We start from the raw sequence: 22,475 nt of genomic DNA on the forward strand, positions 1-22,475 counted from the left end.
ACTGGGGCCCATCGCAGCACAGGAGGCTCGCGCGCACCATCGGAGGGCGCATGTGAAGCGGTCTCGGGTTCCCCGGGGCCCGAAGGCCCCGAGGAACTCGGGGCTGTCTGCTCAACCCCTGGAGGGCGAGTAGCCCGGCTCAAATGCCTCACACCCGCACACCCGGCCCGAGTACCCGCATGGGCCGACGGGCCGGCCCCGCACCCCTTGACGCCCGTCCGGCGCCACGAGCGCCGCAAGCCCGTCAGTGAAGCCGCCGCACCGGGGTACCCGGTCGGCATGACGGAGAACGCGCAGGTCAACGGCTCGTACTGGCTTCAGACGGCCCCCGGTGGTGCGCCGCGTCCCGCTCTCGACGCCGACCTGGAAACCGACGTCGTCGTGATCGGTGCCGGGATCGCCGGGCTCAGCGCGGCCTGGGAGCTGGCGCGGGCCGGGCGCCGGGTCGCGGTGCTGGAGGCCGGGCGCCTCGCCGCCGGCGTCACGGGGCACACCAGCGCGAAGCTGACCGCCCTGCACACGCTCGTCTACGACAAGCTGCGCCGCACCCGCGGCCCCGAGGGCGCCCGCCTGTACGCCCGCTCGCAGTCCGAGGCCGTCGAGCACGCCGCCGGCGTCGTCGCAGACCTCGGCATCGACTGCGACTGGGAGACCCGCGACGCGTACACCTACGTCCGTGATCCGGGCCGCGCGGACGAGCTGCGGGCCGAGGCGGCGGCCGCCGCGGACGCGGGACTGCCGGCGTCGTTCGTGACGGAGACGGGGCTGCCGTTCCCGGTCGCGGGCGCGGTCCGCGTGACCGGCCAGGCCCAGTTCCACCCCCGCAAGTACCTGCTGGCCCTCGCCGAGAACCTGGAGGCGCAGGGCGGGCGGATCTTCGAGAGCACGCCCGTGCACGGTCTGGACGGCGGCAGCCCCTGCCGCGTCTCCACGGGCACGGGCGCGACCGTCACCGCCCGGGACGTCGTGGTCGCCACGCACTACCCGGTCTTCGACCGGGCCCTGCTCTTCGCCCGCCTCTCCCCGCGCCGCGAGCTGGTCGTCGCCGGGAGCATCGAGGCCGACCGCGACGTCGACGGCATGTACATCACGCCGGAGGAGAACACCCGCTCGGTCCGCACGGCGCCGCTGGACGACGAGGGACGCAGGCTGCTCATCGTGACCGGCGAGCACTTCACGCCCGGCACGGGCGACACCCGGGAGCGCTTCGAGAGGCTGTCCGCGTGGGCCGGCGAGCACTTTCCCGGCGCGGGCCTCACCCACGCCTGGGCCACCCAGGACATCGACCCCTCCGACACCGTGCCGATGGTCGGCCCACTGCACCCCGGAGCACAGCACACCTACGTCGCCACCGGCTTCGGCGGCTGGGGGCTGAGCGGCGGCATCATGGCCGGCCGGCTGCTCACCGCGTTGATCACCGGCGAGGAGTGCGCGTGGGCCGGCCTGTACGACCCGCGACGAATGCGCACGGCGGTGCGCGAGGCACCCGCCCTGCTCAAGGCGCAGGCCGAGGTCGCCGGCCACTTCGTCGGCGACCGGCTGCGGCCCGTACCCCCGGTGGACGCGCTCCCGCCCGGCGAGGGCGCGGTGGTCAGGGCCGGTGGCGACCGCGTCGCGGTCTACCGCGACGAGGCCGGCACGCTCCACGCCCTCTCCCCGCGCTGCACCCACCTCGGCTGCCTGGTCGCCTTCAACGCCGCCGAACGCGCCTGGGAGTGCCCCTGCCACGGTTCCCGCTTCGACACCGACGGCAAGGTGATCGAGGGCCCGGCGACCAAGCCGCTGGAGCGACGCGACATCTGACCGCGCCGCGCCGCGCCGGCGGGCGGTACGCGCGCACGTAACCCTCCCACCTGCGCTTCGAGTCCGCCTCGAGCGGCATTCAAGGGATTCGTGCGCACGGGGTGCTGTACTGGACGGCATTGACCGTGCTCGTCGAGGCGTACCGGGTCGGGCGAGCGTGACCCACGAGGTGCGGGAGCGCACATGAGCAGTGGCGACAAGAGCAACTACGAGGGTTTCACGGCCGAGGAACGGGCCGCGATGAAGGACCACGCCAAGGAGCAGAAGGCGGCGGCGAAGCGCGGGTCGCGGGCCGACAAGGCCGCGCTGGCCGAGAAGGACGTGCTGGAGAAGATCGCCGAGATGCAGGACTCGGACCGGGCGATGGCCGAACGCGTCCACGCGGTGGTCCTGAAGACCGTCCCCGAGCTGGCGCCCAAGCTGTGGTACGGAATGCCGGCCTACGCGCTGGACGGCAAGCTGGTCTGCTTCTTCCAGAGCGCGGCGAAGTTCAAGGCGCGCTACGCGACGCTCGGCTTCAGCGACAACGCGAACCTCGACGAGGGCAACATGTGGGCGTCCGCGTTCGCCCTGACGAAGGTGACGTCCGAGGTGGAGGAGCAGATCGCCGCCCTGGTGAAGCAGGCGGTGAGCTGACGCCCTCCTCGCCGTACTGATGGGAGAGCCGGCCCTGTGCCCTGCTGGCCGGCCGTGCCCCGTGCGCGGCCGGCCCCGCGCGGACGGCGCACTGCGCCCGGCGCGGGGGCACCGCGGCAACGCCCCATTCGTCCCCCTGCGCGCCCTGCCGAGCCCGCGTCACCCGCGGAAATGATGTACGGACCGCACGTGCACCACGTGCATCCGCGCACCCGCCCCTCAACAGGCGGGGCACGCAGGGAAGGACACCACCTTGCTGCTTCTCATCTCTCCGGACGGCGTCGAGGAAGCCCTCGACTGCGCCAAGGCGGCCCAGCACCTCGACATCGTCGACGTCAAGAAGCCCGACGAGGGCTCGCTCGGCGCCAACTTCCCGTGGGTCATCCGGGAGATCCGAGCGGCAATACCGGCGGACAAGCCGCTCTCCGCCACCGTCGGCGACGTCCCCTACAAGCCCGGCACGGTCGCCCAGGCCGCGCTCGGGGCGGTCGTCTCCGGCGCCACGTACATCAAGGTCGGCCTCTACGGATGCTCCACCCCCGAGCAGGCCGTCGACGTCATGCGGGGCGTCGTCCGCGCGGTGAAGGACCACCGGCCGGACGCCTTCGTCGTCGCCTCCGGCTACGCCGACGCCCATCGCATCGGCTGCGTCAACCCGCTCGCCCTGCCCGACATCGCCCGCCGCTCCGGCTCCGACGCCGCCATGCTCGACACGGCGGTCAAGGACGGGACGCGGCTGTTCGACCACCTTGCGCCCGACGTCTGCGGGGAGTTCGTCCGGCGCGCCCACGACGCCGGCCTCCTGGCCGCGCTGGCGGGCAGCGTCAAGACCGGCGACCTGGGCGACCTGGCCCGCATCGGCACGGACATCGTCGGCGTACGCGGGGCGGTCTGCGAGGGCGGCGACCGCAACGCCGGCCGCGTCCAGCCGCACCTGGTGGCCGCCTTCCGGGCGGAGATGGACCGGCACGTACGCGAGCACACGGTCACCGTCCCCGCCGCGAGCTGACCGCCACCATGGCGACGGAAACCCGGGGACGCCACCCCGAGACCCGCAACGGATACTTCCCCGTCGTCGATCCGGCGACGGGCGAGCCCTTCGACGAGGCCCCCGACCAGCAGCCGGACGACCTGGACTCCGTGGTCGACCGCGCGCACACGGCCTGGCACGGCTGGCGGGCCGACCCTGCAGCCCGCACGGCCGCGCTGCTCGCCGCCGCGGACGCCGTCGAGGCGGCCGGCCCCGGCCTCGCCACCCTGCTGACCCGCGAACAGGGCAAACCCCTGGCCGAGTCGCACGCGGAGGTGGCCCGCACGGCCGCCCGGCTCCGCCACTTCGCCGACCCCGACATCCCGACCCTGCCGATCACGGACGGCCGGCCGGTCCGCAGCGAGCTGCGCTGGCGGCCGATCGGCCCCGTCGCCGCGATCGTCCCGTGGAACTTCCCCCTGCAGCTCGCCTCGGCGAAGTTCGCACCGGCGCTCGCCGCGGGCAACACGGTCGTGCTCAAGCCCTCTCCGTACACACCCCTCGCAACCCGCCTGTTGGCGTCCGTCGTCTCCGCCGCCCTGCCCGAGGACGTCCTGACCGTCGTCACCGGCCGCGAACCCCTGGGAGCCCGTCTCGCCTCGCACCCGGGGATCCGCCACGTGACCTTCACCGGCTCGGCCCCCACCGGACGCGCCGTCGCCCGGGGAGCGGCGGCCTCACTGGCCCGCGTCACCCTGGAACTCGGCGGCAACGACGCCGCCGTACTGCTGGACGACGTCGACGTGGAGGAGATCGCGGACCGCCTGTTCTGGGCCGCGTTCCGCAACTGCGGACAGGTCTGCATGGCCGTCAAGCGTGTCTACGCCCCGGCCCGCGTCCACTCCCTGGTCGTGGAGGCCCTCGCCCACCGGGCGAAGACCGTCGTCGTCGGACCCGGACTGGACCCGGCCTCACGACTCGGCCCCCTGAACAACGCGGCGCAACTGACCCGGGTCGAGCACTGCACGGCCCGAGCCCTCGCGGACGGTGCCCGAGCCGCCGCCGGCGGCCACCGGCTGGACGGGCCGGGGTACTTCTTCGCCCCCACAATCCTGACCGGCGTAGCGGCCGACAGCCCGGTGGTGACCGGGGAGCAGTTCGGCCCGGTCCTGCCGGTCCTGCCGTACGACAGCGTCGACGAGGCCGTCGAGGCCGCCAACGGCACCCGCTTCGGACTCGGCGGCTCGGTGTGGGGGACCGACGCCGACCGGGCCGAGGCGGTGGCCGGCCGGCTGGAGTGCGGGACGGCGTGGGTCAACCACCACGCCGAGCTGTCCCTCGCCCAGCCCTTCGCCGGCATCAAGGACAGCGGCGTCGGCGTCGCCGGCGGACCGTGGGGCCTCTACGGGAACCTCAGACCGTTCGTCGTGCACCGCCCGCAGGAGGCCTGACGTGAGGTACCGCGCGGCCGTACTGCGCTCGTACGAGAAACCGTTCGCCGTCGAGGAGGTGACACTGGACGAGGCACCCGCCGCGGACGAGGTCCTGGTCCGGATCGCGGGCTGCGGCCTGTGCCGGACCGACCTCGCGGTGCGGCACTCCGCCGGCCGCTCACCCCTGCCGGCCGTACTCGGTCACGAGGGCGCGGGCGTCGTGGTGGAGACGGGCGACGCGGTCACCGGCCTGCACCCCGGCGACCACGTCGTGCTGAGCTTCGACTCCTGCGGTCACTGCCGCAACTGCCTGCGTGCCGCCCCCGCCTACTGCGACTCGTTCGCCACCCTGAACCTCCACGGCGGACGCCCCGGGAACGCCGGCCGGTTCACCGACACCGCGGGCGCCGTACTGGCCCCCCGCTGGTTCGGCCAGTCCTCCTTCGCCGAGTACGCGGCGGTCCCGGCCCGCAACGCCGTCCGGGTCGACCCGGCGCTGCCGCTCCACCTGCTCGGACCGCTCGGCTGCGGGTTCCTCACCGGCGCGGGCGCGGTCCTCAACTCCTTCGCCGCCGGCCCCGGCGACACCCTCGTGGTCCTCGGCGCGGGCGCGGTCGGCCTCGCGGCCGTGATGGCGGCCACCGCGGCCGGCGCGGTGACCGTCGCCGTCGACCGGCACCCCGAACGGCTGGCCCTCGCCGAGCGACTCCACGCCATCCCCCTTCCCGCCGCGTCGGCCGGCCTCAGCGAGCGCATCCGCCGGCTGACGGGCGGCGGAGCCCACTACGCCCTGGACACCACCGCCTCGGCCGAGCTGATCAACGGCACCCTCCACGCCCTGCGCCCGACCGGACGCCTCGGCCTGGTGGCGCGGCTCCACACCACCCTGCCCCTCGAACCCGGAACACTCGACCGGGGCCGCCGCATCTCCCACATCTGCGAGGGCGACGCCGTGCCCGCACTGCTGATCCCCCGGCTGACCGCCCTGTGGCAGGCGGGGCTGTTTCCCTTCGACCAGCTGATCCGCACCTACCCGCTCGCCGACATCAACGAGGCCGAACAGGACTGCGACGCGGGCCGCGTCGTCAAACCCGTACTCATCCCGGAACCGATCGGGGGACATGACGCATGACCCATACCGCACAGCAGGACACCGGCGTGGAGGGCGTGGAAGGAGGGGTCGGAGTGACCGCCCTCCTGGTCGCCGCGGCCCGGGCGCTCGAGACCCACCGGCCCGACAGCCTGGCCCAGGACGCCTACGCGGAGCACTTCGTGCTCGCCGCTCCGGCGTCCGCCGGCTGGCCGATCCGCCCCGAACAGGTCCCGGACGGCGACGCGAACCCGCTGTGGGGGCGGTTCGCCCGGTACTTCGGCCTGCGGACCCGCGTCCTCGACGACTTCGTCCTCGACGCGGTGCGGGCCGGCGGGGTCCGCCAAGTCGTGCTGCTCGGCGCGGGGCTGGACTCGCGGGCCTTCCGTCTCGACTGGCCGGCCGGCTGCGTGGTGTTCGAGATCGACCGCGGCGGCGTCCTCGACTTCAAGCACGAGGTGCTCGCGGGCGTGTCCGCGGCACCGCTCACGACGCGCGTGCCCCTCCCGGTCGACCTGCGCGACGACTGGGTCGGCGCGCTGACCGACGCCGGCTTCGACACCGCGGCCCCCACCGTCTGGCTCGCCGAGGGACTGCTGTTCTACCTGCCCCGCGCGGCCGAGACCTATCTCGTCGACACGGTGGACCGCCTGAGCGCGGCAGGCAGCGCGCTGGCCTACGAGGCCAAGCTGGAGAAGGACCTGACGGCCTACCGGGACAGCCCCCTCTACACCGAGACGCGCCGGCAGATCGGCATCGACCTCCTGGAGCTGTTCAGCCGGGAACCGCGCCCCGACTCCGCCGGCGACCTCGCGGGCAAGGGCTGGACGACATCCGTCGGCACCCCCTTCGACTTCACCCGCAGCCACGGACGCGGCCCGCTGCCCGAGGAGAACGACGCGCTGGCGGGCAACCGGTGGGTCTTCGCGGTGAAACACCGGAGGTAGGAGGGCCACACCACGGCCGGCCGGGGGCTTGCCACGGCGCGAGCGTGGAAGAAGGGCCCCATGAGTTCACTCACGACGCAGCAGAACCCGGCCGACTTCTACGACTTCGAGGGCGCCCTGTCGGAGGAGGAACGCAAGGTCCTGGCGAGGACACGGGCGTTCATGCGGGAGGAGGTCCAGCCCCTGGTCGCCGAGCACTGGGCCGAGGGGACGTTCCCCAGAGAGCTGATCGACCGCTTCCGCGAGAGCGGACTGGTCGGCCTGCCCTACGAGGGATACGGCGAACCGGGCCCCGTCGCCTCCCACTTGCTGACCGGCATGATGGCCATGGAGATGAGCCGCGTCGACGCCTCCGTGGCCACCTTCTTCGGCGTCCACAACGGACTGGCCATGTACGCCGTCCAGTCCGGCGGCGACCAGGAACAGCGCGACCGGTGGCTGCCCGGCATGGCGACCATGGAGACGGTCGGGGCGTTCGCACTGACCGAACCGCTCGACGGCTCCGACATCGCGGCCGGCATGCACACCACCGCCCGGCGCGACGGCGACACCTGGGTGCTCGACGGCGAGAAGCGCTGGATCGGCAACGCCACCTTCGCCGACCACGTCGTGGTGTGGGCCCGCGACGTCGACGACGACCAGGTCAAGGGCTTCGTGGTCGGGCAGGGGACACCGGGATTCGAGGCCACGCGGATCGAGCACAAGACATCGCTGCGCATCGTGGAGAACGCGGACGTCACCCTCACCGGCGTACGGGTGCCCGAGTCCGACCGCCTCCAGAACGTGTCGTCCTTCCGCGATGTCGCGGAGATCCTGCGCGCCACCCGCAGCGGCGTCGCCTGGCAGGCCCTCGGCGTCATGATCGGCGCCTACGAACTGGCGCTGCGGTACTCCACTGAGCGGGAGCAGTTCGGCAGGCCCCTGGCGGGCTTCCAGCTCGTCCAGGACCTCCTGGTGAAGAGCCTGGCCAACATCACCTCGAGTTGGGGGCTGCTGCTCCAGCTCGCCCGTCTGCAGGACGCGGGCACCTTCCGCGACGAGCACTCCTCGCTGGCCAAGGCCCACGTGACCGCTCGTATGCGCGAGGTGGTGGCCTGGGCGCGGGAGATATTCGGAGGCAACGGCATCGTCCTGGACTACGACGTGGCCCGGTTCTTCGCGGACGCCGAGGCCATCTACTCCTTCGAGGGCACCCGGGAGATGAACACCCTGATCGTCGGCAAGGCGATCACCGGGGAGAGCGCCTTCGTCTGATCCGCGGCGGCATGCGGAGCACCACGAGCGCGGCGTCGGCCGGGACGCCGCGCTTCCCCGTGCGACGGCCTCCGACGCATCGGCGGGAGGGATACGCCCGTTCGTGTGCACGGGACGGCCTTCGCCACCGCGACCGTCCGGTCGGCCCGATAGTGGACGAGCCGCCGGCCACGGAGCCGGCGAGCACCGACGGCAGTACTCCACCCGGAAAGTTCGAGGTGCACCATGACGCCCACCAGCGAGGCGACGGACCGTGTCCAGCTGGTCTTCACCCTCTTCGACGCCGACGGGAACGGCTACCTGGAGCCGGCCGACTTCAAGCTGATGAGCGACCGTGTCGTGGCGGCCGTACCGGCGGCCGGCGACGCCGTGAAGGACCGGCTCGCCGCATCCTTCCGCCGCTACGGGGACACGCTCCTGACCGAGCTGGACGCCAACGGCGACGGGCGGATCAGCCCCGAGGAGTTCGACTCCGTCGTCCTCAACCCGCAGCGCTTCGGGGCGGCCGTCGACGAGTTCGCGGAGGCGCTCGCGGCGATGGGGGACCCGGAGGGCGACGGCTTCGTCGCCCGGCCCGAGTTCGTCGCGCTGATGCTGGCCATCGGCTTCCGGCGGCCCAACATCGAGGCCCTGTTCGACGCCTTCGGGCCGGACCGGGAAGACCGTATCCGGGTGGCCACCTGGGCGGACGGCATCCGGGACTTCTACCGGCCCGAGAAGTCCGGCATCCCCGGCGACCACCTGACCGCGAACGCCTCCGCCTGACGCGCGGGCGGTGGCGGCGGGAGAGGCTCAAACCCGCACCACGCTGGTGTGATCGGCGACCGTCACCGCCCGAGCCGGGTCGCCCGCGATCGCGACCATGACGTACTGCCTCTCCTGGCGGGAGGGGGCGCACCGCATGCCTGACCGCCGTCCGGGCAGGTGAAGGATGCCGGACCACACGCGCACCGACAGCCCGCCAGGGGAGTGCACCATGCTGGAGATCAAACGGGAACGCGCCTTCGGGCGCACGTACCGCATTCTGTCGGACGGCACGCCCGTCGCGCGATGGTCCGCCCACGCGTGGAAGTCCGGCGGGCGGGTCGAGGTGGCCGGTGAGACCTTCGAGCTGCGCTCCGGCAAGTGGGGCCGGTCCTTCGAGATGCTGGCGGGGGACACGGTCCGCGCCGAGGCACACCGGTCCGGCCGCCGGTGGGTCGTCACGGGTGAGGGCGGCGAGTACGAGCTGACCCGCCAGTCCGCCCTGCGCGGACACCGCCGGCTGGTCCAGGGCACACGCGTCCTGGGCGAATTCCGGCGCAGCGGCTTCGGCACCGGCCTGACCGCCGAACTCACCGACGTGCCACTCTCCCTCCAGATCTTCACCGGCCTGGTGGTCGTCTCGCTCCAGCACCGCCAGAACACGGCTGCCGCGGCGTCGGCATCCAGCGGCTGATCGGAGACACGCCGCGCCAGCCGGTTGACCTCAACCACCCTGCACAGCAGGCTCGTTCGCGGACACGACGGGCCCGTGGTGCCTCGCGGGACGGACGACGACCTCCGAGAGAACGGGGTGAAGGCTGTGGCGACACGTCGCGCGGTGATCATGGCAGCGGGAGCCGGGGCACTCGCGTCCGGTGTGCAGACGTCGGCTGCCGGCGCGGCCGGGCCCGCCGGGAGCGACGTGCTGGCGGTCGTGGAGAAGAGCGGCCACGCGGTCGGCTTCTACGAGACGACGTCGGGCCGGCTGCTGCGGAAGGTGGCACTGCCCGACCACCCGCACGAGATGGTCGTCGACTCCCAGCGGCGGTTCGCGTACGTCGGGCACTACGGAGTGCGCATGTCCGCGACGGCCGGCGAGGGCGGCGCCGCGGTCTTCGTCGTCGACCTCGCCGAGCGGACGCTCGCCCGGACGATCGACACCCGGCCCTTCAACCGCGTCCACGGCATGGGCATCGACGACCGCGACCGGCTCTACGCGCTGAGCGAGGAGAAGGCGATGCTGCTCGGCTTCGACACACCCTCGACCGACCAGGCACCGACGCGGGCCGTACCCGCGCACGGCGTGAAGACCCACCTGTTCACCCTCAGCAAGGACGGCGAACGGGCCTATGTCACCGGACTCCTGTCCCACACCGTAAGCCTCGTGCGCCCCCACGACGCCTCCGCCCCTCCGCTCGTGGTGACCCCCGGGCAGCTGCCCGAGAGCAGCTGCCTCAGCCGCGACGAGAAGACCCTGTTCGTCGGCGCACGCAAGAGTTCAGCCCTGGTCGCCGTCGACGCGCGGACCATGAGGGTCCAGCGGAGCCGGAAAGTGGGCGGCGACCCGCTGCGCGTCTACACCGTCGACGACGACCGGCTGCTTGCGACGGACATCGCCGCCAACACCGTCACCCTCTACAGCACGGCCCTCCGCCCGATCCGCTCACTGAAACTCGACGGCATCCCGGCGGCCGTCTCCTTCCACCCCCACAGGCCAGTGGCGTACGTGTCCCAACTGGGCACCAACAGCGTGGCCATCGTCGACCTGGAGCGCTTCGCCGTGGTCGGCGGCTTCGACACCGGCCTGGAACCGGACTCCTCGGCCCTGCTGCCGACGGCCGGATAGGTACGGGGCCGTAGCCGGCACACCGGTCTCGACCGCGCCCACGGAGGGGTCAGACCGGTGCGGCACCGCCGAGGATCAGTTCGACCTCGTCCCCGGCGAGGACCGTGCCGCGCACCACCCAGCCGCGTCCGCCGATGGCGGTCCCCGCTGCCGTGGTGTAGGCCGCGACGACGAGCACGGGGTCCGCCGGGCCGTCTGTCGACAACCGCGCGTCCGCGATCACACCGTCGGAGAAGCGCACGTCCACGTCGACCGGGGCGGGCCGAGCCGCGAAGCCCCGCGGATCGGGCAGACCCTGGACACGGCACCGAGCCCCGGGAAACAGGTGCGTGCGGTCACACACGGCGACGTACGTGTCCGCGTCGGCCGGCCCGGTGGAGGACGGGGGCATGCGGGACCTCCGCGAGAGTGAGAGGGACGGTGCTTCGCCCGGTGACTCTAGGCCACCCTCGCGGGCCACCGGCGCAGGTGCGGGGGTGGTTTCGATCCTTCACGTACGCGTGGGCCGACGGCGGTACTCCCCGGGTGTCGTCCCCGTGATCCGTTTGAAGGCGACGCTGAGGGCGCTCTCGGACCCGTAGCCCACGGAACGGGCGATCGAGGCCAGGGTGGTGCCGTCCTTCCGCAACTGCCGGGTCGCCAGCTCGATGCGCCAGTGGGTGAGGTACTCCAGGGGCCCCTGGCCGACCGCGGCCTTGAAGCGCGCGGCGAGCGTGGAGCGGGACACGGCGGCGGCATCGGCCAGTTCGGCCACGGTCCACGGGCGCGCGGGGTCCCCGTGCAGGGCGGTCAGCGCCTCCGCGACCACCGGGTCCGTGAGCCCGGACAGCCAGCCGGACGCCGCCCGTGGAGACTGCTCGAGATGCAGCCGCAGCATGTGCACGAGCATCACCACGGCCAGGTGCTCCGCCACCAGGGCGCCGGCCATCGGCCGGTCCGTCAGCTCCTGGTTGATGGCGGCCAGGGCCCACCGCACGGTCTCGGCGTGCGGTGTGCCCGCGGAGACGTGGAGGACCGGCGGCAGTTGGCCGAGCAGCAGGTCCTGCGCGCGGCTGCTGAAGGCGAAGCCACCGCCGAGGAGAAACACGTCCGACCCCTGGCCTGCCTGGGCGATGCCGTCGACGGCACCGGCGAAGACAGTGCTGCCCTCCACCGGATCCGTCTCCGGGTCGCTGCGCAGAATGTAGGAGCGCGGCCGGGTCAGCAGAAAGCAGTCGCCTTCCGCCAGCTCGAACGGTTCCGGCACCCCGTCGACCACCAGCTGGCAGGAGCCCCTCCGGACGGCGTTGAACTTCACGACAGGGGGCGCGTCGAAGCGGACGGCCCAGCGTCCGCCCGCGACCAACCCGGCGGAGAGCCGGCTCCGGGTCTCCAACAGGGTCAGCACGTCCTCGAGCGGATCCATCTCCGACCTCCCCTCCTCAGCGCCTCGGCCTTGACTTCCTCGGGCTTTGGACGCTGGCTAAAGAAATGTGGACTCTTGATGATAGTGGATCCAGTGGGTTCATCGTAGCTTGGACGCATGACGACGAATCCGAGTCCACGGCCCGCCCCTGACGGCCACCGCCCCCTGCCGGCCGTCTCCGCACCCCTGACCACTCCCTTCGGCCCCGATGCCCGCGCCCGCGACGTCATCGAGGGCGTGGACCTCACCGGTCGCCGCGCCGTCGTCACCGGAGGCGCCTCCGGTCTCGGTGCCGAGACGGTCCGGGCCCTGGCCGCCGCCGGCGCGGAGGTCACGGTCGCCACGCGCCGCGTCGAGTCCGCGCAGCCGCTGCTCTCCGAGCTGACGGCCGCCGGGGGAGCGGGGCGGGTGCACGTACGCGCCCTCGACCTCGCCGACCCCTCCTCGGTCGACGCCTTCGCGCACACATGGAGCGACCCCCTCGACATCCTCGTAGCGAACGCCGGGATCATGGCGCTACCCACCCGCACTCTGAGCCCGCGCGGCTGGGAGATGCAGCTCGCCACCAACTACCTGGGCCACTTCGCCCTGGCCCTGGGCCTGTACCCGGCCCTGCGCGATGCCGGCTCGGCGCGCATCGTGGTCGTCAGCTCGGGCGCCCACCGCGGGGCGCCCTTCGACTTCGGCGACCCCCACTTCGAGCGGCGCCCGTACGACCCGTGGACGGCGTACGGGCAGTCGAAGACCGCCGACGTCCTGTTCACGGTGGGCGCCCGCCGCTGGGCGGCGGACGGCATCACGGCCAACGCCCTCAACCCCGGCTACATCCTCACCGGCCTGCAACGCCACGTGGACGACGACACGATGCGCGCGTTCGGCGTGATGGACGACCAGGGCAACGTCAAGCCGCTGCCCTACTACAAGACCGCTGAGCAGGGCGCCGCCACCTCCGTCCTGCTGGCGGCGTCGCCCCTCCTCGACGGTGTCACCGGCCGCTATTTCGAGGACAACGCCGAGGCCCGCACCGTCCGGGCCGGCGAAGAGGAGCCCGGTGGCGTGGCCCGCCACGCGCTCGACCCCGACGCGGCGGACCGGCTGTGGGAGTACGCGGCGAACGCCCTGCGCGACGGCTGAGAGAGCCCGGCCGCCGACGCGCCCTTCCGCGGGAGCCCGCCGGCCCGCCCGGCGTCAGCGCGCCGCCTGATCCGCCGGCTCGTGCGGCCGGGTCTCCGTGAAGGAGTACGGCGGCCAGGGGCCGAGGAAGCGGATGCGCAGCGCGGGCTCGCCCGCCCGGGCCTCGCTCAGTACCGCGCCCACGGCGTCGATGTCCTCCCGGCGCACCAGCACGGCGGCGGAGAGGACCGCCGTCTCGCCCGGTGCGCGCTGGGCCGGACCGCGCTCGCGCAGGTCCTCGGCCACCGACAGCAGCCGACGGCGCAGTCCGGCGTGCAGGGTGTCCGCGAGCTGCCCGGCGGTGTTCTTCTCCCGCTGCTCGCGCTGCTTGGCCATGAGCCTGCGCATACCCGGGGACCGTCCGTCGTCCCCGCTCTCCGGGGTGTCCGCGGCCCGCGCGCCCGGCTCACCGCCCGCACCGCGCTCGAGGGCGACCTCCACCCGCAGCTCGCAGCGTCCGGCGAGCGCGTCGAGCTGACCGGTGACCTCGTCCCGCTGGTCCCTGACCCAGTCGCCGAGCCGCTGTTCGGCGCCACGTCCTGACGCCGTGTCGGCGGCCACCAGGACGTTGAAGGTCATCGGCAGCAGGGTGCCGGTGCGCTCCCAGACCGTGGTGACGGCCTCGCTCTGCTCAGCCACCCACCGGCGCACCCGGTCGTCGTCGCCCTGGAAGGGTTCCGGCGCCGCATCGTGCACCAGTGCGGCCACCCCGGTCCCCTCGACCGGCACCAGCCGCAGCCGGCGTCCGTCGAGCCCGGTGACGCCGTCGGCGGCACCCGGCAGGTCGGGGAGCAGGGCGTAGACGTACAGCCCGCTGTCCTCGGTCATCGCCCGGCCTCCTCCGACCAGCGCTGAGGGTTGATCAGCTTGTCCACCACGTCGTCGACCACCTCGTCCAGGCCTCGGTGGAGATCGGCGACCGACGCGACGATGCCGTGGTCCTCCTTGATCTGCTCCATCGCCTCGTCCAGCTCCAACAGAGCGTCGGCGAGCCGCTCGGACTCCTCCGGGTTCAGGTCACCGCCCTCGATCCGGCGCATGGCCTGACGGTCCAACGCCTCCTGGATGACCTCGACCAACGTCACCACGAGGGACAGCACCCCGTGTTTCAGGCTTTTCTCGTCGACGGTCAACGGCATGTCGTCCCCTTCTTCCTCCGCGTCACTGTCAGGTTCCTGCGGGCGCCGCTCACGCGGGCGCCGCCATCCGGCCCACCGACTCGAAACGCCGGACCCAAGCCGCCGGGTCCTCGGCGGAGAGCCGGTGCTCGTCGCCGCCGACGGTGCGCAGCAGCACGACGCTCCCCTCGCCCCCGGGCCCGTACCCCGGTGCCCGGCCGACCTCCGCCAGGTCGGCCGTGGACAGCACCAGTGCGGGCCGGCCGTCCACCGGCGACTTCCACGTCAGCCGGTCGGCCGTGAGCCGTGCCCGGCCGCCCCGCCACATCGGACCGGACCTTCGCGGCTCCTCGTACCAGAGGTGCCCGTCGGCGAGCGGCGGCTCCTCCTCGGCGACACCGGGCGAGAGCGACGGCCCGAGACTCCCGGCGAGTGAGCGGCTGAGCAGGTCGTGCAGGGTCTCGGGCTCCCGCGCGGAGAGCAGCTCCCGCCGGCCGTCGGCCAACGCGACCTCCAGGCGCAGGCGTTCCTCGCCGCCCACCGTCTCCTCCGGCTTCAGCCGCACGTCCCGTACGGCATCCAGGTCCGTCTGCCAGAGCACTTCCCGCGGCTCGTCGCGCAGGACCACCAGGCGCCGGTCGGTGAGATAGACGGTGCCGGGTCGCCAGCCGTGGTAGACGCCGCCGGTCAGCAGGTGGCCGCCGCTCATCCGCCGTACGACGCTCTCGCCCTCGCGCAGCCCGAGACCGCGGGGCACGGCGGAACGTTCCGCCCACTCCCTGGTGGCCTCGTCCCAGTTGCGCATCATGCCGTACTCCAGCATCGTCTCCATCCCCGCGATCGCCGCCCGCACCGAGACGCCGATCAGCGGGATGTCGGCGACGGCGACGATGAGGTCGAGGTGCAGCACGGCGCCCTTGTTCAGCAGTACCTCCACCAGGTCGTCCAGGGTCACCCGCGGTTCCCGGGTGGGGCGCATCGGCGGCTGTTCACTCGCCATGCGGCTCCGCCTCCCGCTCGGCGGAGCGCCGGGTGCGCCTGCCGTCGCCCTCACCGTCACCGTCGTCGGTGGCGTCGTCCCTGCCGCCCTCTACCGCCGCGTCGTCCCGGCCCACGACGGCGGCCCGGCCGGACGCCTCCCGCATCTGCGCCTGCGCACTGCGCCAGCCGCACCAGGGACACCACTGGTTCAGCAACTGCTCCACGGGGGCGCGCTTGCCGCACGCCGGGCAGGACTCCTTCTCCTCGCGCGTCTCCCGCCACGCGGCGGTCTCGGTGTCCGTGCCGGAGGGGAACTCCAGCCCGTAGCGGGCCGCCGTCTCGAACGAGGCGAGGGCCGCCCGCAGACGGATGCCCAGCAACTCGACACCGGCGACCGAGACCATGATGTCGGCGTTGAGCACCAGGCCCTTGTCCAGCAGGGTCTCCACGACGTGTGCGAGGCTGCCCTCGCCGTCCCGCCGGGGCTGCATGGGGGCCGCACTCACGGCCGGAACCGTACGGGCGGACGGCTCGCGCGCGGCGGCAGTGGCGGGGAACCCGCCCTCACCCGGCGAGGTTCTTCCGGAAATGCTGCTCATCCCAGCCGCGTATCCGGTCAAGGGCCTTTCATACCCGGCGACTGCTCACATGCGGCGTCCCACCACGTGACACGGGCCACCCCGGTTCGGTCCGACCCGTCACTCCACGAGCGCGTACACACCGATGATCACGACGCCGATCAGCATGTCCATGAACCCCGCCCGCAGCGACGACGCCCAGCGGAGCCCGGCCGTACGGGCCGCCGAGATACCGAGGCAGAACAGGGCGACGGTGTTGAAGAGCAGGGCCACGTCCGCGGCGGTCTCCTCCGACCACCACTCCGCCACCGCGCCGAGCAGCAGACACACGGTGGGCAGCGCCGCGGCGACGAGGGGCCACTCGGCGAGCACCGCACGCAGCCTGCTCGGCCTCGCCCCGCCCTCGGCGACCGCACGCTGGGCGATCACGTGCGCGTAGCCGTGGGCGGCGCTCGACGCCAGCGCGGTGAGCAGCACCCACAGCGCGTCCTCGCCGGGGTCGGCCACCTCGCCCGGCACGTCGAGAGCCGCCACCAGAGCGCTGGCCAGAACCAGGCCGTAGATGCCGCGGAACAACCACAGCTCGGCCGTCCTGGGCGGCAGACCCCGCCGTGGGGCGGCACTCGCGGGATGGACGTGGTCGGCGGGTTCGGACATCGCGTCGCCTCGGTACGGGGGAGGAGTGGGTCGGCCCATGCTCGCCCGCGCGGCGCCCGGGAACACGGTGCCACGCGGTCGAGCCCGGCCGTTCGCCCGAAGGAGCCGACGCCACGCTGGTGCTGGTGCTGTTGCTGCCGGCGGTCGTGCCCGTGACGGACGACCGATCACCGCCGCTGCGCAGACGGGTGTCACGAGCGATCGAACAGAGCGACGACGCTCCGCGGAGCTTCCGGTCCGAAGAAGTTCTCCAGGTTCCGCGCCGACCGGCCGGCGGCATCGCCGCCGCGCCGGAACAACCGCTCCTCGTAAGCGGTGAGCGCCGCCTCGACGTCACCTTGCCCGACCAACTCACCCGCCAGGTCCGCACCGTCGTACATGGCAAGGTTCGCGCCCTCGCCGGCGAAGGGCGACATCAGATGCGCGGCGTCGCCGACGAGCGTCACGCCGGGCATCCTCTCCCAGCTGATTCCGACGGGAAGGGCGTAGACGGCCCGGAGCCACGGTTCCGCGTCGCTCTCCGTCACGAAGGCGGTCAGCAGCGGCGACCAGCCGTCGAACTCACCGGCGACCTGCCGGAGGCCGGCAGACGGATCGCCGAAGTCGATCGACCTCATCCACTCCTCGGACTTGTTCAGCGCCACGTACCCGCGCACCTGCCCGTCCGCGTAGCGGTGCACGATGATGCCCTTGCCCGGTGCGACCGCCATCAGCGTGCCACTGCCGATCGCGGCCACGCTCGCCCGACGGGTCCGGCCGCCCGAGGCGAGGGCGACCTCGACGAAGCAGGTTCCGCTGTAACGGGGCGCGGCGGGCGTGAGCAGCGCACGGACCTTCGACCAAGCACCGTCGGCGCCGACGACGACATCGGCACGCGAGGCGGGCCCCGCCTCGAAGGTGAGGTCGTAGCCGCCCTGCGGCCGGCGCCGGACCCGGTCGAGCCTGCGCCCCCACCTGATCGTCCCCGGCGCCAGCGAGTCGACGAGCAGGCGCCTGAGTTCGCCACGGTCGACCTCGGGACGGGCGGAACGGCGGTCGGCCGGCCTGTCGAGCAGGATCGTGCCGTGGCGGTCCACCACGCGCTTGGCGTCCTCGCCAGGGCGGACCAAGGTGAGGAACTCGTCGTACAGACCGGCCGCCCGGAGCGCGGCCTGACCGGTCTCTTCGTCGATGTCGAGCAGGCCGCCCTGCGCACGGCTCGTCGCCGAGGCATCACCCTCGTAGACGGTCGCGGTGACACCGCGAGCCTGAAGTACCCGGGCGAGCGTCAGCCCGCCCAGTCCCGCTCCGACGACGGCGATGGTCTTCTGCATGCTGCGCTCCCTGATACCGGCACGGCCGGCGATGGTCGGCGCCGGGAACGGGCAGGAGCCCGGTCTCGGCAAGGAGACGCTCAACGATCAGAACCATCTGGATCGATGTGTGCGCGATGTCCGGCGCAACTCGGCGGAACATCGTTTTTCGCGACCATTCGACTATAACCCCGCCCGGCTCCGTGCCACGGCGCCAACGGCTCTCCCGACGCCTTGGTACCGCAAGCGCGTACGGTGCACGCCCTGGTTCGCGGCACCGTCCCGCCGAGACTGCCGACGTCGGAGGTAGCGGCCCCGCGTAGGATCACCGTCCAAGGGGGACGGCATGTTCATGAAGCAGTGGTGGGGAACGGCGATCGTGGCGGCGCTGCTGCTCACCGGTTGCGGTGGCGGCGTGCAGACCGACGGCGCGAGCGACAAGGCGGCCGCACTCTCCGAGGACCGAGTGCGGGACGTACTGCCGGACGACGAAGCCATGCCCGACTGGAAGCAGTCCGCGCGGCCCACGGCCGTGAAGATGACCGACCTCTACCGCCGCGAAGCCTGCCCGGTCAAGGGCAACGCCGGATGTGAGGAGTCCCGTTTCTTCGGCGCCTCGACCTTCCGGCACGACGACACCGCCGCCTACGTCAGCTTCCTGGTCATCGCCTACAACAGCGAAGAAGCCGCCGAGAGAGCGTACGACGTGCTGTGGGACGGCTACTACGGCGACAAGGCCGGACCGCGTGCCAAGACGCTCGAACTCGGCCCGCTCGGCGATGAGCGCGACGCGCGGTTCGGTACGTCCGGCTTCAACGGCGAGGCCGGCGCGGTGACCCAGACCCGGGTGGGTACGACCCTGCTGTGGACCGAGGCGGCCTCCACCGGCAAGGGCGGCATCGACGAGGAGGACGTGCGCGAACTCGCCACGGTGCTGGCGGAGCGCTCCCGGCAGGCGCAGAACGGAGATGCGGTGTCGGCGAGCCTCGGCGGCTGACCGGTGCCCGGCCCCGTACGCCGCGTCGCGTTCCGCTCTGCGCAGTAAGGCTCTGTTGGGCAGAATCGGTTCCATGGAGGCGCATCAGTCACCGGAGCGGACACCCGACGGGCACTTCGTCGTCATCCGGGGCCGGAAGTGGCGGGCGACCGACCCTTCCGTCCCGGAGGAAGCCGCGGCCCGCCTTCGGCGCCACTTGATGTCCGCTCGCCGTGCGGTGCGCCATGCCCTCGCTGAGAGCGACGCGCGGGCTGAAGCGGCGGCGCGTGCGCGGGTGAACCGGGCGAAAGTCGCGTTGGGGGAGCGCGGTACGCCTTGGTGGGAGCAGTCCGACGGGGCGCGTCGGGAGCGTTGGGAGGGCGGGTTGGCGGAGCTGGACGAGCGGGCGTCGGACGTGTAGGGGGGGCGATGGGCTCCAGCCCAGGCGAACCGCGACGCCGGACGCCTCTGCCCTCGACTCCGTCGGGTCACTTCTCGAGGAGCCTGCCGTGGGCGTCGGCGATCCGGCCCCGGAGCATGAGGTCCAGCACGGCCATTTGACTTCCGCTCCCCGGGCTAAAGCCCGGGGATTCCTACCACGGTCGGCTGACCGTCTCGGTGGGTTCCTGCTTCACCGCGCTGGGCCGGTACGAGTACCGGTCTTACCTGCGCTCCACAGGCTGACACCGCCAGTCCGGCGGCCTTGGCGGCGTTGACCGCCGCGTTGATGTCACGGTCGAGGACGGCCCCGCAAGCCCTGCATTGCCACACTCGAATGTGTAGGGGCTTGGGGCCGTCCTTGATGCCGCACTGTGAGCACACCTGGGAGGTCGGCTCGAACCGTCCGATGCGGAGGAAACTGCGGCCGAACTTCGCGGCCTTGTACTCCAGCATCGTCACGAACGCGGACCATCCCGCGTCGTGGACGGACTTGGCCAAGCGCGTACGGGCGAGCCCCTTCACCGCCAGGTCCTCAACGGCAATCGCTTGGTTATCGCGAATGATCCTCGTTGAGAGCTGATGGTGGAACTCGCGCCGTGCGTCGGCCACCTGCGCGTGAGCGCGGGCGACCTTGACGCGGGCCTTGTCCCTGTTCTTCGATCCCTTGGCCTTACGGGACAGGCGGCGCTGTTCCCTCTTGAGTTTCTTCTCGGCCCGGCGCAGGAAGCGCGGGGCGTCGATCTTCGTGCCGTTGGAGAGGACCGCGAAGTGCCGGAGGCCCAGGTCGATGCCGACGGCGGATGCCACGTCGGGCAGCGTCTCGGGGACGGTCTCCACGACGAAGGACGCGAAGTATCTCCCGGCAGCGTCTTTGACTACGGATACCGTGGACGGCACGGAGGGGAGGTTGCGGGACCACTTGACCCGCACGTCGCCGATCTTCGGCAGGGACAGGTCCCCGCCGGTCGTGATCTTCCATCGGGCGTTCGCGGTGAACCGTACTGCCTGCCGGTTGTCCCTGCGGGATTTGAACCGGGGCGCTCCCATGCGTGGGCGCTTGCCCTTGAGGCCGTCGAAGAAGTTCCGGTATGCGGTGTCCAGGTCCCGGAGGGACTGCTGGAGGACGACGGCGGACACCTCGCCGAGCCATGCGCGCTCTTCGGTGAGCTTGGCCTCGGTGATCAGCAGCTTGGACAAGTCCCCGGTCTTCGGGAACGCCTCGCCCGCAGCGCGGGCGGTCTCACGAGCGCGAAGCGCATCGTTGTAGACCACCCGCGCACACCCGAACGCCCTGGCCAGCGCTGAACGCTGAGGACCGTTCGGACATAGGCGAAAGCTGTACCTCAACTGCACACCGATCACCCTACCCAAGTTGTCTTATGTCTGAGTGTCAGACAGCATTCCGGTCACGCAGAGGGTGTGAGCTGCGAACGCACCCATTCCGGGGCGGGGTTGGTGTGCAGGCGGCCCGCCACGACGACGGTCGGCACGGTCTCGTTGCCGTCGTTGGCATCCCGCACCACTGCGGCTGCAGCCGGGTCGCGCCAGATGTTGACCCAGTGCAACCGGCGGCCGCTGCGGCCCAGCCGGAAGCGCAGTCGTATGCAGTACTTGCAGCCCGGCCGCCAGTAGACGACCGGCCGGCCGTCGACCGCGGCGCGGCGTTCCGCCTCGCGCGCACCGATCGATCTCGGGAAGACGAGGGGCGAGTGCATGCCGGCGAGCGCCAGGAACACCAGCAGGAGTGCCGCGGCAGTACCGACGTCGCCCGCGAGGGCGGGCCGCATCGCGACGGCTGAGCCGCAGAGCACGAACACCATCGGCAAGATCCAAGCGCGCATCATGATGACGCAGGCTATCGCTCAACCGAACCGTCCAGGAGCCGTCGCCTCATTGCGTAGAACGGCCCGTTACCGAGTGCCGCCGCGATCCATCCACCGAGATCACGTGGGCGACTGACCCTGGGCAAGGGAACGGGTGACCACGTTGATGTTGAACGTGTGGGCGCCCAGACCGCCCGCGATGCCCATGAAGAGCAGGGCGAAGTGCTCCTGTCCGCGTGCGGTGGTGATGCCGCCGATGTCCAACTGGGACGACAGGGGCCAGCCGAGGTCGTCGAGCAGGCGGGCGGTGGTCCGTTTGGCCTCGGCATCGTCGCCGGAGAGGAAGACGGTGCTCGGGCCGTCGAGGGCGTCCGGTGCGGTCATCACGGTGGAGTCCATGGTGCAGAGCGTCTTGACGACGGGGGTCAGGGGGAACGCTTCCTGGATCTGTTCGCCCAGGCTGTTGTTGGGGTGTGAGAGCTCGGTGAAGTCGTCGGAGAGGCCGACCCCGACATCGATCAGCACGGTGCCGGCCAGCGCAGGCGCGCCGATGGAGCGCAGCAGTTCCACGGAGACGGCCCCTGGGGTGGCGTTGACCAGGACCTCTGCGTGGGCGGCTGCTTCACTCAGGTCTGCCACGGGGAGACCGAGGTCGGTACGTTCCCCGGGCCGACGTGATCCGAGGAGCACGTCGTGTCCTGCGTCGCTCCATCCCTGGGCGAGTGCTCGGGCGACGTTGCCGGTGCCAAGTAGTCCTATACGCATGGGGGGACGCTAACTGCCGTCGGGGCTCGGCGAATCGGACCGCGGTCCCGGGTGGACCGGCACCAAAGACGTAGTCCCGGAGGCAAGGGCCGCGTGCGCTCCCCCGCGTGGGTGGCGCGGCAGGGGCGTACGGACCCTCGCCTGTGCGCAACAGCGGTGTCATGATGGTGAGTTATGGCTGAGGGGGACAGTGTGGTGACGCGCGGTATCCGGATCCGGCTGGACGGGACCGAGAGGGCGACTGACATCGTCGCCCTGCACAAGTGGCTGGAACGGGAGAAACCACTCGCCGACCTGGCCCGGATCGACCAGCTCCGCATCACCGAACAGAGCAGGACCGACGAGGCCGGCACCCCCATGGGCACCGGCATGGACATCGTCGTGGCGGTGCTCGGGGGCGCCGCGGGCGCGATGTTCCAGGGGGTGGTGGACCAGGTCAGACGGTCGGTGGAGGCCTGGCAGGCCAACCGCCGTGCGGTGGAGGAAGGCGATCCGCCCCAGGTGCGCGTCGAGCCGGTGCAACCCGACGACAGGTAGGCGCCC

26 protein-coding genes are annotated in these 22,475 nt (G+C 72.2%); 14 read left to right on the forward strand and 12 right to left on the reverse strand.

Annotation, left to right across the window (positions count from 1 at the left end):
• The first annotated feature begins 279 nt into the window (after positions 1-279).
• From ACGF3J_RS24735 to ACGF3J_RS24770, 8 genes are all read left to right on the forward strand, one after another.
• Positions 280-1,803 carry an FAD-dependent oxidoreductase gene (locus tag ACGF3J_RS24735; RefSeq protein ID WP_393854825.1) on the forward strand — a complete coding sequence of 508 codons (1,524 nt, stop codon included), beginning with the start codon at positions 280-282 and terminating at the stop codon, positions 1,801-1,803.
• A gap of 183 nt (positions 1,804-1,986) precedes the next feature.
• Positions 1,987-2,439, forward strand: coding sequence for an iron chaperone (locus tag ACGF3J_RS24740; protein WP_393854826.1), 453 nt, complete (start codon positions 1,987-1,989; stop codon positions 2,437-2,439).
• Positions 2,440-2,692: 253 nt separating this feature from the next.
• Positions 2,693-3,448, forward strand: a complete 756-nt coding sequence (locus ACGF3J_RS24745; RefSeq protein WP_393854827.1) for a (5-formylfuran-3-yl)methyl phosphate synthase — start codon at positions 2,693-2,695, stop codon at positions 3,446-3,448.
• 8 nt (positions 3,449-3,456) lie between these two features.
• Positions 3,457-4,860 (forward strand): aldehyde dehydrogenase family protein, encoded by a 1,404-nt coding sequence (locus ACGF3J_RS24750; RefSeq protein ID WP_393854828.1) that lies wholly within the window; start codon positions 3,457-3,459, stop codon positions 4,858-4,860.
• Position 4,861: 1 nt separating this feature from the next.
• The gene (locus ACGF3J_RS24755; RefSeq protein ID WP_393854829.1) at positions 4,862-5,974 is read left to right on the forward strand and encodes an NAD(P)-dependent alcohol dehydrogenase; all 1,113 of its coding nucleotides are present in this window, start codon (positions 4,862-4,864) and stop codon (positions 5,972-5,974) included.
• Positions 5,971-6,879, forward strand: coding sequence for an SAM-dependent methyltransferase (locus ACGF3J_RS24760; RefSeq protein ID WP_393854830.1), 909 nt, complete (start codon positions 5,971-5,973; stop codon positions 6,877-6,879). The genes ACGF3J_RS24755 and ACGF3J_RS24760 overlap by 4 nt, the downstream gene beginning before the upstream one ends.
• A 60-nt stretch (positions 6,880-6,939) precedes the next feature.
• The gene (locus ACGF3J_RS24765; protein ID WP_393854831.1) at positions 6,940-8,133 is read left to right on the forward strand and encodes an acyl-CoA dehydrogenase family protein; all 1,194 of its coding nucleotides are present in this window, start codon (positions 6,940-6,942) and stop codon (positions 8,131-8,133) included.
• A gap of 225 nt (positions 8,134-8,358) precedes the next feature.
• Complete coding sequence (locus tag ACGF3J_RS24770) at positions 8,359-8,898, forward strand: EF-hand domain-containing protein (RefSeq protein ID WP_393854832.1); 540 nt, start codon at positions 8,359-8,361, stop codon at positions 8,896-8,898.
• Positions 8,899-8,925: 27 nt separating this feature from the next.
• On the opposite strand, the gene ACGF3J_RS24775 is transcribed toward ACGF3J_RS24770, so the two are convergent.
• Positions 8,926-9,111: a hypothetical protein gene (locus ACGF3J_RS24775; protein WP_393854833.1), complete on the reverse strand. Its 186-nt coding sequence runs from the start codon at positions 9,109-9,111 to the stop codon at positions 8,926-8,928.
• Here ACGF3J_RS24775 and ACGF3J_RS24780 point away from each other — a divergent pair.
• Entirely contained in the window at positions 9,110-9,571 is a 462-nt protein-coding gene (locus ACGF3J_RS24780) for a hypothetical protein (RefSeq protein WP_393854834.1), read from the forward strand. The two genes, ACGF3J_RS24775 and ACGF3J_RS24780, sit on opposite strands and share 2 nt — an antisense overlap.
• 126 nt (positions 9,572-9,697) lie before the next feature.
• Positions 9,698-10,723: a YncE family protein gene (locus ACGF3J_RS24785; RefSeq protein WP_393854835.1), complete on the forward strand. Its 1,026-nt coding sequence runs from the start codon at positions 9,698-9,700 to the stop codon at positions 10,721-10,723.
• 49 nt (positions 10,724-10,772) lie between these two features.
• Here ACGF3J_RS24785 and ACGF3J_RS24790 read toward each other — a convergent pair whose 3' ends face one another.
• A complete protein-coding gene (locus ACGF3J_RS24790; protein WP_393854836.1) occupies positions 10,773-11,114 on the reverse strand; it encodes a hypothetical protein in 342 nt (113 codons plus the stop codon).
• Positions 11,115-11,213: 99 nt separating this feature from the next.
• Positions 11,214-12,128, reverse strand: coding sequence for a cupin domain-containing protein (locus ACGF3J_RS24795; RefSeq protein ID WP_393854837.1), 915 nt, complete (start codon positions 12,126-12,128; stop codon positions 11,214-11,216).
• Positions 12,129-12,245: 117 nt separating this feature from the next.
• Here ACGF3J_RS24795 and ACGF3J_RS24800 point away from each other — a divergent pair, with 117 nt between their 5' ends.
• Positions 12,246-13,262: an SDR family NAD(P)-dependent oxidoreductase gene (locus ACGF3J_RS24800; RefSeq protein WP_393854838.1), complete on the forward strand. Its 1,017-nt coding sequence runs from the start codon at positions 12,246-12,248 to the stop codon at positions 13,260-13,262.
• A 54-nt stretch (positions 13,263-13,316) separates the two neighbouring features.
• Here ACGF3J_RS24800 and ACGF3J_RS24805 read toward each other — a convergent pair whose 3' ends face one another.
• From ACGF3J_RS24805 to ACGF3J_RS24830, 6 genes are all read right to left on the reverse strand, one after another.
• Positions 13,317-14,129, reverse strand: a complete 813-nt coding sequence (locus ACGF3J_RS24805) for a GvpL/GvpF family gas vesicle protein (protein ID WP_393854839.1) — start codon at positions 14,127-14,129, stop codon at positions 13,317-13,319.
• Positions 14,126-14,440, reverse strand: coding sequence for a gas vesicle protein K (locus ACGF3J_RS24810; RefSeq protein ID WP_393854840.1), 315 nt, complete (start codon positions 14,438-14,440; stop codon positions 14,126-14,128). Before ACGF3J_RS24810 ends, ACGF3J_RS24805 begins: the two co-directional genes overlap by 4 nt.
• Before the next feature lie 49 nt (positions 14,441-14,489).
• The gene (locus tag ACGF3J_RS24815; protein ID WP_393854841.1) at positions 14,490-15,419 is read right to left on the reverse strand and encodes a gas vesicle protein; all 930 of its coding nucleotides are present in this window, start codon (positions 15,417-15,419) and stop codon (positions 14,490-14,492) included.
• On the reverse strand, positions 15,409-15,906 hold the full coding sequence (locus tag ACGF3J_RS24820; RefSeq protein ID WP_393854842.1) for a gas vesicle protein: 498 nt from the start codon (positions 15,904-15,906) through the stop codon (positions 15,409-15,411). Before ACGF3J_RS24820 ends, ACGF3J_RS24815 begins: the two co-directional genes overlap by 11 nt.
• 192 nt (positions 15,907-16,098) lie before the next feature.
• Positions 16,099-16,635, reverse strand: a complete 537-nt coding sequence (locus tag ACGF3J_RS24825) for a hypothetical protein (RefSeq protein ID WP_393854843.1) — start codon at positions 16,633-16,635, stop codon at positions 16,099-16,101.
• Positions 16,636-16,826: 191 nt separating this feature from the next.
• Positions 16,827-17,948 carry an FAD-dependent oxidoreductase gene (locus tag ACGF3J_RS24830; RefSeq protein ID WP_393854844.1) on the reverse strand — a complete coding sequence of 374 codons (1,122 nt, stop codon included), beginning with the start codon at positions 17,946-17,948 and terminating at the stop codon, positions 16,827-16,829.
• Between the two features lie 325 nt (positions 17,949-18,273).
• On the opposite strand from ACGF3J_RS24830, the gene ACGF3J_RS24835 reads away from it, so the two are divergent.
• Positions 18,274-18,924 carry a hypothetical protein gene (locus ACGF3J_RS24835; RefSeq protein WP_393854845.1) on the forward strand — a complete coding sequence of 217 codons (651 nt, stop codon included), beginning with the start codon at positions 18,274-18,276 and terminating at the stop codon, positions 18,922-18,924.
• 73 nt (positions 18,925-18,997) lie between these two features.
• A complete protein-coding gene (locus ACGF3J_RS24840; protein ID WP_393854846.1) occupies positions 18,998-19,324 on the forward strand; it encodes a hypothetical protein in 327 nt (108 codons plus the stop codon).
• Positions 19,325-19,479: 155 nt separating this feature from the next.
• On the opposite strand, the gene ACGF3J_RS24845 is transcribed toward ACGF3J_RS24840, so the two are convergent.
• From ACGF3J_RS24845 to ACGF3J_RS24855, 3 genes are all read right to left on the reverse strand, one after another.
• Positions 19,480-20,697, reverse strand: a complete 1,218-nt coding sequence (locus tag ACGF3J_RS24845) for an RNA-guided endonuclease InsQ/TnpB family protein (RefSeq protein WP_393854870.1) — start codon at positions 20,695-20,697, stop codon at positions 19,480-19,482.
• A gap of 53 nt (positions 20,698-20,750) precedes the next feature.
• Complete coding sequence (locus tag ACGF3J_RS24850; RefSeq protein ID WP_393854847.1) at positions 20,751-21,188, reverse strand: glutaredoxin domain-containing protein; 438 nt, start codon at positions 21,186-21,188, stop codon at positions 20,751-20,753.
• A 99-nt stretch (positions 21,189-21,287) separates the two neighbouring features.
• Positions 21,288-21,932, reverse strand: coding sequence for an NADPH-dependent F420 reductase (locus ACGF3J_RS24855; RefSeq protein ID WP_393854848.1), 645 nt, complete (start codon positions 21,930-21,932; stop codon positions 21,288-21,290).
• 174 nt (positions 21,933-22,106) lie between these two features.
• Between ACGF3J_RS24855 and ACGF3J_RS24860 the strand changes: the two genes are divergently transcribed.
• Entirely contained in the window at positions 22,107-22,469 is a 363-nt protein-coding gene (locus tag ACGF3J_RS24860) for a hypothetical protein (RefSeq protein WP_161326564.1), read from the forward strand.
• Positions 22,470-22,475 lie beyond the last annotated feature (6 nt).

This window comes from Streptomyces sp. NPDC048171 (assembly GCF_043202655.1).
Classification (GTDB): domain Bacteria; phylum Actinomycetota; class Actinomycetes; order Streptomycetales; family Streptomycetaceae; genus Streptomyces.